The sequence below is a fragment of the Drouetiella sp. genome (assembly GCF_059504425.1).
In genome coordinates this window covers 72,606-86,005 of record NZ_JCACIN010000040.1, presented here as the reverse complement: position 1 = coordinate 86,005, position 13,400 = coordinate 72,606, and the positions used below count along the sequence as shown (strand labels likewise).

At 52.0% G+C, this 13,400-nt stretch carries 15 protein-coding genes; 9 read left to right on the top strand and 6 right to left on the bottom strand.

Annotation, left to right across the window (positions count from 1 at the left end; genetic code table 11):
• Window positions 1–52: 52 nt before the first annotated feature.
• Window positions 53–733: a hypothetical protein gene (locus AC5JMP_RS09110; RefSeq protein ID WP_495851136.1), complete on the top strand. Its 681-nt coding sequence runs from the start codon at window positions 53–55 to the stop codon at window positions 731–733.
• A gap of 62 nt (window positions 734–795) precedes the next feature.
• Complete coding sequence (locus AC5JMP_RS09105; RefSeq protein ID WP_495851135.1) at window positions 796–1,356, top strand: hypothetical protein; 561 nt, start codon at window positions 796–798, stop codon at window positions 1,354–1,356.
• Here AC5JMP_RS09105 and AC5JMP_RS09100 read toward each other — a convergent pair.
• Entirely contained in the window at window positions 1,342–1,776 is a 435-nt protein-coding gene (locus AC5JMP_RS09100) for a GNAT family N-acetyltransferase (RefSeq protein WP_495851380.1), read from the bottom strand. The genes AC5JMP_RS09105 and AC5JMP_RS09100 overlap by 15 nt on opposite strands.
• Window positions 1,777–1,806: 30 nt before the next feature.
• On the opposite strand from AC5JMP_RS09100, the gene AC5JMP_RS09095 reads away from it, so the two are divergent.
• From AC5JMP_RS09095 to AC5JMP_RS09080, 4 genes are all read left to right on the top strand, one after another.
• Window positions 1,807–1,920 (top strand): hypothetical protein, encoded by a 114-nt coding sequence (locus AC5JMP_RS09095; RefSeq protein WP_495851134.1) that lies wholly within the window; start codon window positions 1,807–1,809, stop codon window positions 1,918–1,920.
• 159 nt (window positions 1,921–2,079) lie between these two features.
• On the top strand, window positions 2,080–2,217 hold the full coding sequence (locus AC5JMP_RS09090) for a hypothetical protein (protein WP_495851133.1): 138 nt from the start codon (window positions 2,080–2,082) through the stop codon (window positions 2,215–2,217).
• Between the two features lie 34 nt (window positions 2,218–2,251).
• Entirely contained in the window at window positions 2,252–2,806 is a 555-nt protein-coding gene (locus AC5JMP_RS09085) for a diheme cytochrome C (RefSeq protein WP_495851132.1), read from the top strand.
• 17 nt (window positions 2,807–2,823) lie between these two features.
• The gene (locus AC5JMP_RS09080; RefSeq protein ID WP_495851131.1) at window positions 2,824–5,841 is read left to right on the top strand and encodes a pentapeptide repeat-containing protein; all 3,018 of its coding nucleotides are present in this window, start codon (window positions 2,824–2,826) and stop codon (window positions 5,839–5,841) included.
• On the opposite strand, the gene AC5JMP_RS09075 is transcribed toward AC5JMP_RS09080, so the two are convergent.
• The gene (locus AC5JMP_RS09075; RefSeq protein ID WP_495851130.1) at window positions 5,833–6,051 is read right to left on the bottom strand and encodes a hypothetical protein; all 219 of its coding nucleotides are present in this window, start codon (window positions 6,049–6,051) and stop codon (window positions 5,833–5,835) included. The genes AC5JMP_RS09080 and AC5JMP_RS09075 overlap by 9 nt on opposite strands.
• Before the next feature lie 119 nt (window positions 6,052–6,170).
• Here AC5JMP_RS09075 and AC5JMP_RS09070 point away from each other — a divergent pair, with 119 nt between their 5' ends.
• Entirely contained in the window at window positions 6,171–7,058 is an 888-nt protein-coding gene (locus AC5JMP_RS09070; protein WP_495851129.1) for an Rpn family recombination-promoting nuclease/putative transposase, read from the top strand.
• A 21-nt stretch (window positions 7,059–7,079) separates the two neighbouring features.
• On the opposite strand, the gene AC5JMP_RS09065 is transcribed toward AC5JMP_RS09070, so the two are convergent.
• Window positions 7,080–7,379: a hypothetical protein gene (locus AC5JMP_RS09065; protein ID WP_495851128.1), complete on the bottom strand. Its 300-nt coding sequence runs from the start codon at window positions 7,377–7,379 to the stop codon at window positions 7,080–7,082.
• A 249-nt stretch (window positions 7,380–7,628) separates the two neighbouring features.
• Here AC5JMP_RS09065 and trpS point away from each other — a divergent pair, with 249 nt between their 5' ends.
• Window positions 7,629–8,639, top strand: coding sequence for a tryptophan--tRNA ligase (gene trpS, locus AC5JMP_RS09060; RefSeq protein WP_495851127.1), 1,011 nt, complete (start codon window positions 7,629–7,631; stop codon window positions 8,637–8,639).
• 30 nt (window positions 8,640–8,669) lie between these two features.
• On the opposite strand, the gene AC5JMP_RS09055 is transcribed toward trpS, so the two are convergent.
• The 3 genes from AC5JMP_RS09055 to AC5JMP_RS09045 all read right to left on the bottom strand — a co-directional run bounded on the left by AC5JMP_RS09055 (window position 8,670) and on the right by AC5JMP_RS09045 (window position 12,108).
• Window positions 8,670–9,218, bottom strand: a complete 549-nt coding sequence (locus tag AC5JMP_RS09055) for a Uma2 family endonuclease (RefSeq protein WP_495851126.1) — start codon at window positions 9,216–9,218, stop codon at window positions 8,670–8,672.
• An 83-nt stretch (window positions 9,219–9,301) separates the two neighbouring features.
• Window positions 9,302–10,669, bottom strand: a complete 1,368-nt coding sequence (locus AC5JMP_RS09050) for a TldD/PmbA family protein (RefSeq protein WP_495851125.1) — start codon at window positions 10,667–10,669, stop codon at window positions 9,302–9,304.
• Window positions 10,666–12,108 (bottom strand): TldD/PmbA family protein, encoded by a 1,443-nt coding sequence (locus AC5JMP_RS09045; protein ID WP_495851124.1) that lies wholly within the window; start codon window positions 12,106–12,108, stop codon window positions 10,666–10,668. Before AC5JMP_RS09045 ends, AC5JMP_RS09050 begins: the two co-directional genes overlap by 4 nt.
• Window positions 12,109–12,526: 418 nt before the next feature.
• On the opposite strand from AC5JMP_RS09045, the gene AC5JMP_RS09040 reads away from it, so the two are divergent.
• Window positions 12,527–13,207 (top strand): cytochrome b N-terminal domain-containing protein, encoded by a 681-nt coding sequence (locus AC5JMP_RS09040; RefSeq protein ID WP_495851123.1) that lies wholly within the window; start codon window positions 12,527–12,529, stop codon window positions 13,205–13,207.
• Window positions 13,208–13,400: the final 193 nt, after the last annotated feature.

Genomic DNA, 13,400 nt, shown 5'->3' with positions numbered 1-13,400 from the left:
AACAATGAAGGCGCAATCGATGAAAATCAGGCATATCAGGATCAGACCGGGAATGAGAGTAAGCCAGGTGAGGCAAGTTGGGGCGATCGCCAGCACAGCTTTTCTCTTATCTGTAGCGGCGGGCTGCACCAGCCGCCCTGCCAACGTATCGACTCCCGAAGTGTCGCTAGAAAATGCAGTGGCTCCGCCAGCTATTCAGCAGCCTTTGACCTCGACGGCGCTGAAGCCAGTTCCTGTTCCTAACTTGATTCCGGCCACTGCCGCCCCGGAGCGTCTGCCGGAGGTGGTAACGAATCGCCCTGATCCCTTCGCCCCGCTCCTAATGGCTCCGACCAGCATCACAAGAGCTGCCGTTCAAACCCCGCCGATCGCACCTAGCGTTATCCCCCTTCCTGCGTCCTCTGCGCCAGCCACTGCAACGGTTTCTGTCCCTAGAACCTTCCCGGCATTCCAGCCTCCGGCAAGTGTGACCGCACCTACCAGCGCTATTCCTGCCGTGCCACCCATTAGCGCTGCTCAGGCGATCGAGGTTAGCGGAGTCGTTCAGGCTGGAAACACCACTAGCATTATTATTAAAGCTCCAGATGAGCGCACCAGCCGCTATGTCAGCGTGGGCGATCGTCTGTCAAATGGCAGAGTTCTGGTGAAGCGCGTCGAAATGGGCGCTGAGCCTGTGGTGATTTTGGAACAAGATGGTGCAGAGGTGATTAAGGCGATCGGCTCCCGTGGGTAGATCAGACCTACTAAGTAGCTGAGATAGGATAAGTAGCTGAGATAGGAGGATAGGTCTACAATTTGGACAGCACCTTAGCGATCGTGCCGTCTCAAACCCTATTTTTAAACCCCTTGCCCAAGACACCGCTTCAGCCTACATCGACCCTGCTGTCTGAGTCTGCTCTCAACTATCAGGACTCCTACGTCTGTCCGGTCTGTCGGCATGGTCAAATTTCGGCAATGACGCTGATGGATGCATTTGCTTGCAGCTTTTGTCGGCATATTTTTAGCGCCAATTTGCCCACCCAATCGATTCAGGTGGTCGATAGCTCTCAGCCGATGTCTTGGCGATGGAACGGTCAAAAGTGGCAATCGGTCTACCGAGATGCCCCTAGCCTGACGTTGGTGGTTTGGCTGATTGGCATTATTTTAGTGACGCTACCTGGCTCGATCGTCTGGCTGTCCTCAGCGCTCTTTCCGCCCTTACCCACCAGCACTTGGGCTTGGTTCCCAAAAGTCTGGGTCATCTGCACGTTTGGCATTCATTTTCTGATGGTGAGCTGGCTTGTGGTCGAGCATTATCAGCTACCGCTCTATGTCTCGACGCGCATCCGAGTTGCGCAATGGTTAGGGCGACGCTGATTGAGGGGCGCTGTGCGGCTCTGCAACAGGCAATCCTGCCTGAGAAACCTGCCGATTAAACAGCACCATTGTGGTACTGGAATTGCACTCAAACCCAATGCGCTCGTAAAAATGCTGCTGATGCGTTGTCATCAAATAAACGCGTTCCACACGATTCATGTGAGGGTGCATGAGGACGGTTTCTACCAGCTTGCGCCCCAGTCCGGCTCCTTGATAGTCGGGATGAATGACCACATCCCAGATTGTGGCGCGGTAGATGCCATCAGACGTGGCGCGAGCAAAGCCAATTAGCCGATCGCCATCCCACACGGTGACGACAGGCTTGCTGTGGGCGATCGCCGTTGCCCAGTCTTCAAGGGAGCGATCGCTTGCCCAGAAAGCCGTGACCTGAAATAAAGCCTGCAACTGGTTAAAATCGATCTCACGGGCACTGGATTCGCTGGCGCTAACTTGACTGGCGCTAACTTGACTGGCGCTAATTGGACTAATGCTTCCATCGTGGATGCAAAACTGCACGTGGCGACAATCGGTGATAGTCAATCTTTCTTCCTCCAGAAAAGCTGATTGAGGCAGGAGAAACAGACCTTGATTTTCGCTCCTTTTTGTGGAACCAATATGTAGCCAAGTTGCCATTCGGCTGCATTATGCCCCTTTAAATTTGCGATTTTGGATTTTAGGGCGATATTTTGGAGATCTACTCATGAGTTTGCTTAGGACATTTTGGTGGGGCGCTTCGCGCCCCACCAAAATGTCCCCGTCCTAGCCGCCTTGGCGGTTGCCATTGATGAGAGATGCGATCGCCAATCGGAAGAAATTCATGACAAACTGACCTTGCAGAGTTATCGTGCTAGAGACTTCTAGATTTCAGCCATAGATTTAGGTGGCACGCAAACTTATGCCATTTCGACTGCCTCAACTTAAGGTTTTGCCGCCCCGTCGCCAGTTTCGCCGCCGCCCTGTGATTCTGTTCTTCCTCGTTCTCTGTTGGAGCGCTCTCTTGGGCTGGGGTTTGGCTCAAGCCCAGATGCCTGCCGCAATCGTAGAGACGGCTACAGAAACAACCGACATCGTTCCGGCTCGCTATCAGCTTGGGCAAGAGCTTTATCTAAAAAACTGTGCCACCTGTCATGTCGCCTTACCGCCTGCCGTCATGCCCCTCCAGACCTGGGCGCAGCTCTTGCCGGACTCGCAGCACTACGGCGCTCAGCTTACAGTGCTAACTCAGCCTTCGCTAGAAATTGTTTGGAAATACATTTCAACTTATTCCCGTCCTACAAACCAGGGTGAGCAGGTGCCTTATAGGCTGCGGCAGTCTCGCTATTTCAAAGCGCTGCATCCCAAAGTCGAGTTTTCCCAGCCCATTAATGTGCAGAGCTGTGTCGCTTGCCATCCGGCGGCAGCACAATTTAACTATCGCAGCTTGACTCCTGAGTGGGAGAACGCGCCTTAGGCGGCAGGAGAAAAACCATGCAGATGGGCAAGATTTTCAAAAGCCTTTTTTCGACGGGAACAGTAGAAGGGTCGGCGGAAATCGCCAAAGCCACCTTTGAACTTGCCGATGCTCTGGAAAAGCCGGAGATTCGCAAACTTGCGCCGCTGATTCAGCAGGGTGGCTCTTTGCTAGAGGTGCTGAACTCGCCGCTGGCAGAATTGGCGGAATCGACGCTGCCATTCGTCAAGATTGCCACAGGGCTGCTGAAATTTGCCCTAAAGGTGACGAAAAAACAGCCGACCTTGGCACAGACGATCGCCCTAGTCAGTCAGGCAGCTTACCTGGAAAGCTTCAAAGTCAAGTTCTTGGATGTTCCCCAGTACCGAGAGCGGCTGAAGCGACAGGGTAACAAACCTGCTTCAGCACTAACGACACAAGAACTGCAACGGTTGGACGATTTGGAGTTGAGTGATCGCCAAGCGCAAGCAGCCCTCCTGTTTTTCCAGGATTCAACCCTGGCAAAGGCATATAACGCGATTTTGATCGCCCGCTTGCAGGAGTTGGGCGCTAAGCCAGAGGCAGCCCAAAAGCTTGCCAAGCAGGTGGCACAAGACACGAATCGCTACATGGATGCTGCCCTTGCTGAGATGGGTGAGGACGTACAGCGGTTGCGAGAATGGTATCGCGGCAAGAGTCGAGAGGAGTTTGAAAAGTATCTCAGCATCGACACCTACCTGGAAGAGCAGATTAAGCCACGACCAAGCGAACCCGTTTTCAACGAGTCGTTTACGTTTCGCCAGATCTATGTGCCGCTGAAGGCGCAGCGGCTCAAGCCAGACGGAGAGCCGGATCAAACTCCGCCGATCGCCATTGAAGACTGGGCAAGGCAGGCTTTGAACGACGATCGCCAGCAGGACAAAGTTCTCTTCATCCAGGGCAATCCAGGGCGCGGCAAGAGCGTATTTTGCCGGATGTTTGCCGACTGGGTGCGGCAACATGAGCATCCGCGCTGGACACCCATCCTGATTCGGCTGCGGGATGTGCGATCGCTCGCCAAAGATTTTGAGGAGACGCTGCGCAAAGCCGTCGATCGAGACTTTGCCGACAATGATCCGGGCTGGCTGACCGATCGCAATCTGCGGTTTGTGTTTCTGCTGGATGGTTTCGACGAGCTGCTGATGGAGGGCAGAACCAGCGGCGGCTTGGAGGACTTTTTGCGCCAGGTGGGCAGATTTCAGGAAAGCTGCGCCCAAAACTCTGAGAAGCGTCATCGGGTGATAATTACGGGGCGATCGCTCTCTCTGCAAAGCGTGGAGCGCCTGATGCCGCCCAATCTGGCGCGAGTCGAGCTGCTACCGATGGATGACGAGCTTCAGGCACAATGGCTGGGGCAGTGGAGCCAGCTCGTCCACACCAATACGGCTTACCTGACCAGTATTTTGCAGGATGAGCGGTTGCCCGATCGTGTTCGTGAGCTATCTCGTGAGCCGCTGCTGCTGTACCTGCTTGCCGCCATGCATCGAGATGGCGAACTGTCCGTCGAGATGTTTGAGGCGGCGGAGGGAACCAACGCCAAAGTCTTAATCTATGAGAAAACGCTGAATTGGGTGCTGACCAAGCAGCGTCCTGAGCTGCTGAACCGAGATTTGACCGAGCTGGAAACCGACGGACTGCGGCGAATTCTGGCGGAGGCGGGTCTATGCGTGGTGCAGTCTGGCGGCGAATGTGCAGCGATCGCCATGATCGAAGAACGCCTGAAGGGAGATGATACGGCGCGATCGCTTTTGGAGCAAGCCCAAACTCGCCTAAGCGAAAGTCCGCTGCGGAATGCCCTAGCCGCCTTTTACATGCAGCCCGGACGCAAAGGCAGCGGCTCCGTGGAGTTTGCCCACAAGAGTTTCAGCGAGTTTCTCTGTGCAGAGCGGTTGAAGGAGGCGATCGAGGATTGGTCTACTCAAATTGAGGTGAAGCGTCAGCAGCAGGACTTGATCCCTGATAGCGCCATAGCCCAGCAAATCTACGATTTGCTGGGCTATGGCGGACTAACCCCAGAAATTGTGGAATACCTGATGGCGCTGCTCACCCGCAGCCCAGAGTTTAATCCCGTGCGCCTCTTCAAGCGGCTGGAGAATTTCTATCTGCGCTGGTGCGATGGCGAATTGATTGATGCCCCGCCAGAAAATCTGCCGCAGAAAAAGATGCGGTTATTGAAGGAACAATTGAAGGATTCAGGAAAGGCGATCGGGTTGCGGCAGGTGGATGTGTATGCCGGATTGAACGTGATGATCTTGCTGCTGGAATTGAATCGATATGGGCGATCGAGAGAGGACTTGAAAGAGGCAATCGTTTTTTATCCTTGTGGTTTATCCAATACAACAGAGTTTCAAGCAGAGAGATTGCTTAAAGTCATTGGGTACAGTTACTGCGTTAGCACTACTGCTTTTAGATCAATTGCTGGGACATTTTTGAGTAACATAAACCTTAGCGATGCAGATCTTAGTAGTGCAAATCTCAGCGGCGTAAATCTTAGCAGTGTAAATCTCAGTGGCGCAATTTTAGCCAGTGCTGATCTGACAAATGCTAACTTATCTCACGCAGATCTTTTTCGCGCAAATTTGATTAGCGCAGATCTTTCCTATGCAAATCTCCAGAGTGCTGACCTCAGTGGCGCACTTCTCTATGATGCAAAGCTGTATGGCTCAAACCTAAGCCATGCAAATTTAAGTGATGCGACTTTAAATTATGCAAATCTTCGCAGCACAATTCTACAAAAGGCAAATCTTCATGGAGCAAGTCTCGATGGGGCAAATCTTGATAGCTCTAATCTTCGTAATGCAAATTTCCGTAGTGCTGGCCTTCGTAGTGCAGATTTAGGCGGTGCAGATTTAGGCGGTGCTAATCTTAGGAAAGCAGATCTCAGTGGCGCAAATCTCAGCGATACCAACCTTAAAGAAATTTTCTGGGATGAGGGTACAGAGTGGGATGAAGTTCGAGGATTAATGATGTGGAGTAGGATACCAGAAGCGCTAAAGCAACAGTTAGATCTAGAGTAAAGTGACTTCATCTAGATCCCTCACCTGACCCGCAGCGATCTGCGCCTCAGCCCGATGAATCAAGCCATCTAGCCGTCCTGCTGCAACGTCACCCGCAAGCTGCTGATCCCAATTTTCTTCTAGATAGTCTTGTAGCCACACAGCCAGCTTACGAACGTCAGGGTCAGGGAGTTGGGCGATCGCCTCTGTAATTTCCGCTAGTGCAGCCATATTCAAAGCCTTGCATTTATCTTTGTCGATCGTACTCAATCACTAGCGATTCTAGAATAGATGGCAACCATAAACTGACACTAATACAATCCATCTAGCTCCCCTGCCGATCGCTGCCCATGCGCCGAGACTCCATCTTTTACAGGCTGTTCCAGCAATCTCCAACACTCCTGTTTGAACTGCTCTCAACTTTGCCCGCCAATGCAGCAGACTATCGCTTCGATTCTGTCGCCGTCAAAGAACCCAAGTTTGAAATCGACGGCGTGTTTCTGCCGCCCGACACCGGAAATCCAGGAGTCGTCTACTTCTGCGAAGTGCAGTTCCAAAAAGACGAGCAGCTTTACGAGCGGCTGTTTGGCGAAGCTTTTCTCTATTTCTACCGCAACCGCGATCGCTTCTCAGATTGGCAAGCTGTCGTGATTTATCCAGGGCGATCGGCAGAACAAAGCGAGGTGCATCCCTATCGATCGCTTCTGGGCAGCGACCAGGTGCATCGGGTGTACTTGAATGAATTAGGCGACATCCGCCAGTTGCCCATGGGTATGGCGCTCATGCTGCTGACTACAGTGCAAGACAATCAGGCACCCGAAGAAGCCCGCTACCTATTGGAGCGATCGCGCCAGGAGGAAATAGCCCCCGGCACAAGTCGCTCCATAATGGAGTTAGTAACCACAATTATGGTTTACAAATTTACGCAGTTGAGCCGAGTGGAGGTAGAAGCAATGCTTGGACTGAGTCTTAAGGAAACCAGAGTTTACCAGGAAGCCAAAGAAGAGGGCAAACAAGAAGGACGGCAAGAAGGACAACAAGAAGGACGGAAAGACGAAGCTGTTCTCCTGATTTTGAGGCAATTGACTCGTCGGCTCAAACAGGAATTGCCTGAAGAGGTGCGATCGCAAATCAAAAGTCTATCTCTACCCACCTTGGAGGAATTAGGTGAATTCCTAGTTGATTTCGAGCGACTAGAGGATCTGCTGGCTTGGCTAGATCAGCACCGCACTCCATAAAGCCACTCTAAGCAAATGACTCTACAACTCCTGCATCAGCCGCAAGTAGTTCTGTTGCAGATTCGTGTGAGTTGCCACCATTTGCTCAGACATATCGCGCTCAACATCAGAGATTTGCTCCCAGAAGGCAGCCGATCGCCTTGCTGCAATCACATCCTTCCAGGCTAGAGCCAGCAATTCTGCCGCTAAGGGGTTCTCGATCGCCAGACTAGACTGAAGCTCGGCAAACAATTGGTGCGCTTCGAGATGTCGAGTAACGTCAGGTGCCAGCGCCAGACAGGCTTGAAATTGGGCGATCGCATCGGTGGAAATAAGAGCCATAGTGGAACCTCTGTTTTTGAGGAGACGGCGCTCCTACATGATTTGTGAACTGTTACATTTCTTAAACTATAGTTAATTTAGACCAATCGGTGTTGCGGAGCAATGTTCGGGTTAATGTTCGGGTTTCACTCCTCGGACAGAATTCTTTAAGCAAGGCGTGACGAATGGGCGATCGCTCAGGCAAAATGGCGAAATAATAGAGAGATAGGTGTTCACTGACAGGTCAAGTGGGAGTTTGAGTTCGTACCTATGGGCAAGCCGCGCATCTTTTCTGGAATTCAGCCAACGGGAGACATTCACCTAGGTAACTATTTGGGGGCAATTCGCAACTGGGTTGAAGGACAGAGCAATTATGAAAATTTCTTTTGCGTGGTCGATTTACACGCCATCACAGTGTCCCATGATCCCAAAGCTCTAGCGACTGACACGCACAAAGTGGCTGCGCTCTACTTAGCTTGCGGCATTGACCTAGAACACGCCAGTGTCTTTGTCCAGTCCCATGTTTCTGCCCATAGTGAACTGACTTGGCTGCTCAACTGCATTACGCCCTTGAACTGGCTGCAAGATATGGTGCAGTTTAAAGAAAAAGCGATCAAGCAAGCTGAAAATGTCGGGACAGGCTTGTTGGATTACCCGGTGCTGATGGCGGCAGATATTTTGCTCTACGACACTGATAAGGTACCTGTAGGCGAAGATCAAAAGCAGCATCTAGAGCTGACGCGAGACATTGCTGCGCGGCTAAACTATCTCTACGGCAGTGAAGAGCAGCCAGTGCTGAAGCTGCCGGAACCCATGATTCGTGCAGAAGGGGCAAGGGTGATGAGCTTGACAGATGGCACCCGCAAAATGTCGAAATCTGACCCGTCGGAGCTAAGTCGAATTAATTTGCTCGACCCGCCGGAGGCTATTCAGCAAAAGGTTAAGCGCTGCAAAACTGATTCGGTGCGCGGTCTGACTTTTGATGACCCAGGGCGTCCAGAGTGCCACAACCTGCTAACGCTCTACATGATTTTGTCCAATCAGACCAAAGAAGCTGTCACTCAAGAATGCGCTGACATGGGCTGGGGACAGTTCAAACCACTGCTGATGGAGACGACGATCGCCGCCCTCAAGCCCATCCAGGACAAATATCAGGACATTATGGCTGAGCCGGGATATCTGGAAAGCGTCTTGAAGCAGGGGCGAGAAAACGCTGAGGCGATCGCCAACCCCACCCTTGCCCGCGTTAAAGCGGCTTTGGGCTACTCTGTTCCGCTCTAAAATCGCTTCAAAGTGCTTCAGCAAAGCGTCCTAGTCGAATTCGGGTGCCCAGATGCTGGAGACTTCCATTTCCCACTCTGGCAGCAACTCTGGCAAAGCCAACACATCACCATCTCGAAGGACGATCGCTTCTTGTTCCGCATGGTGGACTTCTAGCGCATGGATTCTGGGATCTACCAGAATGCCAACCTGAGTTCCTAGCTCTAAGAAGGTGCGGATTTTGATGCGGAGTTTTTCAGGTCGATCGCTCTTTGAGGCAACTTCAAACATGAGATCTGGGACAAGCTGAGCAAACTCGCTGGTTGTGCGTTTGAGGCGATCGGCTCGGATAAAGGAAGCATCAGGGGCACGAACATCTTCATTAGCATTAGGCAAGATATATCCGGCACTAGAGGCGAGAACTCTGCCCAAACGTCGAGGACGTACCCAGTTGCCCAACTGCCGGATGATTTCGGCGGCTACCTCATTGGACTCAAATCCAGATGGACTCATAACAATAATTTCTCCGTCAACTAGCTCTAGACGGTAGTCAGGGTGATCCTCTTGAAAGTGCTGGAGATCCTGAATGGTAAGGGGCATGATGTATTTTTTCGGAGGAGGCAGAGGAGAAAACGATTTTAGATTTTGGATTGAGGCTAAAATCCAAAATCTAAAATTCTCATCTAGAGCGTGTAAGTAAATCCGTCCGCAAGAATGCCCGGTGCCCAAACTCCACCCAGCGATCGCTGATCATAAGTGCCAACCTCTGGAATGAATTCCTGGAAGGTAGTCAGCGCCACCAGATTATCGCCAAAGCAGCGATACAGGCTTTCGTCAAAACGCAAGTTTTCAATCGGTGCAATGATTTCGCCATTTTCTACCCAGAAACAGGCATAGCGAGTCATGCCCGTGACACGTCCGGTAGGACGATCGCTCCAGTTCAGATAGTGCAGATTGGAGAGATATAGCCCTGTGCCTAGTGCCTGTAGAATCTCTGCGGCGGGCAGATTGCCAGGAGAGAGATCGGGCGATCGCAATGACTCGATGCCGTTGGCTCCGTTGGCAGTTTTGCCATACTCTTTGGCGGTACGGGAGTTGATCAGCGTGTTAACCAATTCACCCTGTTCAATCAGGGGTAGCTCCATGGGTGCAATTTCTCCCCAGTCATTAAATCGGGGCACCAGCCCATGCCGAAAATTTTCGGTCAGGGTGAAGTGAGGAGAAAGCTTTTTCTCGCCCCGTTGCAGCATGGTCAAAGCGCTGTCTCCCCGCTGCAACGCCGATTCACTCACGCCGCCCCAGGAAAACATTCCTAGCAGATCGGCAACGGCAGAGGGCGCGAGATAGGTGCGATATTGTCCTCTGGGCACAGCTTTGGGCGATCGCCCCAGTCGCTCTAGCTGCTGCTTCGAGTCGGCAAGCTTGGCGGTGTATGCCTCTGCATTCCATTCGTTTCCGGCAAAGGTGCCTTTCACGGCCTGTCCATCTGCCGTAAACAGAGAATAGTCCAGCGCAAAAGACTCGGTGGCAAACCAGTGTTTTTGTCCGGCAGAGTCAGCAAAGGCACGAACTTGCAAACCCGCCGCGTAAATTCCCGTAAAGTCTAGACCCACCACATCAGGCAAAATAGCGCTCGTGACCTGCTCTGGAGCCAAGAGCTTGCCTGTATGAATATCATTACTGGTGGCATTGCCTGCTGGCAGCACTAAATAGGGATCTTCAGGCAACTGAGGCACTTCTTGCCGTAATTCAGCCAGTGCCATGCTAGCCTGCCGCCAATCTACCTCCCAATCTCCCGTAAACGGAAAGCTGCGATAGGCATTGCGGCGATCGTCCATCAGGGTCAGGCTAATCTCGCCGTCGGTGACGCAGCCCGTCTGCCGCACTCTGGCATTGTTAAACCGGACAAACTGGCTCTGTTCGCCCGTCAGCTCTAGCTTTGCCTGCTCACCCGACTGTAAGTCAGACAGCAGAGCTTCCACCAGGCGATCGAATATGGCTTCCCGATGGGCAATATCGGCGCTCAAATTTGCTTGCTCAACTAATTTCATGCCCCACCTCCAAACACTTCTACATCCGAAAATACGCAGGCTGGAGAACCATGCCCTACCCGAATTGCCTGATTAGGTTCGCCCTTGCCGCAGTAGGGAGTGCCGTACATTTGCCAGGTCGATTCGTCGCCCACGCGAGTCAAGCTGTGCCAAAACTGGGGAGTTGTGGCGCGGTAGTTGGGGTTGCGCAAAGTCTTGGTGAGTTTGCCTTTTTCGATGAGCTTGGCGTACTCACAGCCAAACTGGAACTTGTGGCGCTGGTCGTCAATTGACCAGGAGCAGTTTGACTCCATGTAGACTCCCGACTCAATGTCTCCAATCAAGTCTTCAAAGGAATCTGTTCCTGGCTCCAGATTGAGGTTCGCCATCCGATCGATCGGCGGACGGTTCCAGGAGGAGGCACGGGCGCAGGATACGCCCGGAATTCCGGTTCTCGTCTGGCTTTCCAGACTGCCTAAGCCCCGCAGCAACACGCCGTCCTGAATCACATGCTCACGGGTGGCGGGTGCTCCAGTGTCATCAAAGCTGTAGCTGGCAAACTCTCCGGCGATCGTCGGATTAAAGGTGACGTTCATCAGCTTGGAGCCATAGACTAGTTCTCCAAAGTCGGAAGCCTTGACGAAGCTGCCCCCGGCATAGTTGCGCTCGTCACCCAAAATGCGATCGAGTTCTAACGGATGCCCAATGCTCTCATGAATCTGCAGCATCATCTGATCAGGTGCTAGAACCAGTGTGGTGGTAGTTGCCGGACATTCTTCAGCAGTCAACAGCTCTACTGCCTGTTCGCCAACCTGCTGTGCCCGCTGCCACAAATCTGCTTTGGGGAAAAGCTCCCAGCCGCCCTGATAGCAGTGCGCCAAATAGCCATTATTGCTCCGCTGCTGCACGATCGCCCCGTCCTGAGCCGTTGCGCCATAGTGCGTTTCCAGCATCAAAAACTTTTGGTAGACCTCTGAGCCGTTGCTGCTGACAAACCAGGATTCTGTCTCATTAGCGATCGCGGTGGCATTGGTCTGCACAATCTGGTCAGACACCTTGAGGGTTTGACACAGCCGCACCAGCAAATCATTAATTTCGCCGGGAGTCATCGCGTCTAGGGGTTTCACAAAAGGCGAAAGGTATTGACCCACTACCTTGGGGCGAACGGCAGTCGTCAACGGGTGAAGAGACCACTCGCTGGCGGCTAATGCCTGTCGGTACGCCGTTTGAGCTGCCGATCGGATGCTGTCTAAGGTCAGAATATTGGTCGCGCCATAGCCAATTTGCCCTTGAGCTAGCACCTCCACCATAATTCCACGGTTAAGGGATTTACCGTTCGTTTGGGGATTGCCGTCCCGGACATGGCGATGCCCAACCGTTTCTTTGACTGCCCGCAGCCCGATCCAGTCTGCGGGAATATCCTCTAGAGCAACGATCGCGTTTGATAATTCAGGAATCATTAGAGTGGGGATATGCAACTTCGGAGTAGAGCACAACCTCAACCGAGCCTTTTGCCAGATGCGTTTTGGCAAAGGCGCTAGTAGAAGTCGTTATCTCTTCATCTTATCGATTTAATCTTAAGACTTTGACAAACCTATATTGAGACAATGATTTCTACAGATTTCCTGCCTGAGAAATTTCGCAGCGCTATTCAACTGCGAGCAACCTCAAAAAAGCTTCTTGGCTCTCTCCAAATTGGAAGATTGCAAAAGATTAAGAAAAAATTACTATAATGGTTACAAAACTAAATAATTTAATTATTTTTCTACCGGGGCGATGACTTGCAGGTATGTCACTAAGTTGAAGCTCAGAGGCGATGCCTGAAGTTCACACTCGCTTTAGATCTACGACTCTTCAAACCGCATCCCCAAACCGCATATGAGAACCATAGAGTACCGATTTGCGCTACAGCGCAGTGCCACCGTTTTAGCAGTTGCCGCCTTCTCCCTCGTCATTCTGGCGGGTGTCACGGGCATTTTGCTTTCTTTTTATTATGAACCTACCGCAGGCGGAGCTTTTACCTCTCTTCGTCGGATCACAGAAATGATTCCTAGCGGCGTTCTAATCCGCAGCTTGCATGATTTGGCGGGTAATGGTCTTATCGTGATTGCGCTACTGCAAATTGTCGTGATGTTTTTAGGACGGCAGTTTCGCCCAAGCTGGATTGCCGCCTGGATTAGCGGAATTTTCTATGCGCTTGTGGCGATCGGTCTCAGCTGGACTGCTATTATTCTGGACTGGGATCAGGTAGGCTATTGGCGCTACAAGGTAGAGCTGAAGACGATCGAGATTATTCCACTCATTGGCTCTTACCTGCGTGACATTCTTACGGGTGGCAATGGCGTAAATTCCATCACGGTTCAGCATATGTATACGCTTCACAGCTATGTGCTGTCTGGGGTGGCGATCGTGCTTTCCGTCATTCACTTAGGTGCGCTGATCTACCAGGAACAAGAGCGTCGTCAGGTGAGAACCCGTCTGAATACCGTAGTTTCGAGAGCCGCAGGATTGTCAGTGACAGAGGAGGAAGCCTCTGAACAAGCTGAAGCCTCTGTCTGAATTTTCTATGCAGTAGCTTTAGCATCTAGAGTTCAAAACAATGGGTTGAGGGCTGAGCTTTGACTAGATAGAGTCAAAGCTCAGCCTTTTGCCGTTATGCCACCTATGACTTCTGGCAAGGCATCTTTATGGGAGCAAGATTGGGAAGACTAGACTGAACACATTCTTCACCGTCGGGCTGCACCCCGTAAGT

What these genes read in the sequence shown, in the direction of transcription:
- AC5JMP_RS09110 (WP_495851136.1), top strand. Translation starts at nt 53, where the DNA reads ATGAGAGTAAGCCAGGTGAGGCAAGTTGGGGCGATCGCCAGCACAGCT.
- AC5JMP_RS09085 (WP_495851132.1), top strand. Translation starts at nt 2,252, where the DNA reads ATGCCATTTCGACTGCCTCAACTTAAGGTTTTGCCGCCCCGTCGCCAG.
- AC5JMP_RS09055 (WP_495851126.1), bottom strand. Translation starts at nt 9,218, where the DNA reads ATGCCCCTTACCATTCAGGATCTCCAGCACTTTCAAGAGGATCACCCT.
- trpS (WP_495851127.1), top strand. Translation starts at nt 7,629, where the DNA reads ATGGGCAAGCCGCGCATCTTTTCTGGAATTCAGCCAACGGGAGACATT.
- AC5JMP_RS09065 (WP_495851128.1), bottom strand. Translation starts at nt 7,379, where the DNA reads ATGGCTCTTATTTCCACCGATGCGATCGCCCAATTTCAAGCCTGTCTG.
- AC5JMP_RS09045 (WP_495851124.1), bottom strand. Translation starts at nt 12,108, where the DNA reads ATGATTCCTGAATTATCAAACGCGATCGTTGCTCTAGAGGATATTCCC.
- AC5JMP_RS09080 (WP_495851131.1), top strand. Translation starts at nt 2,824, where the DNA reads ATGCAGATGGGCAAGATTTTCAAAAGCCTTTTTTCGACGGGAACAGTA.
- AC5JMP_RS09075 (WP_495851130.1), bottom strand. Translation starts at nt 6,051, where the DNA reads ATGGCTGCACTAGCGGAAATTACAGAGGCGATCGCCCAACTCCCTGAC.
- AC5JMP_RS09050 (WP_495851125.1), bottom strand. Translation starts at nt 10,669, where the DNA reads ATGAAATTAGTTGAGCAAGCAAATTTGAGCGCCGATATTGCCCATCGG.
- AC5JMP_RS09070 (WP_495851129.1), top strand. Translation starts at nt 6,171, where the DNA reads ATGCGCCGAGACTCCATCTTTTACAGGCTGTTCCAGCAATCTCCAACA.
- AC5JMP_RS09040 (WP_495851123.1), top strand. Translation starts at nt 12,527, where the DNA reads ATGAGAACCATAGAGTACCGATTTGCGCTACAGCGCAGTGCCACCGTT.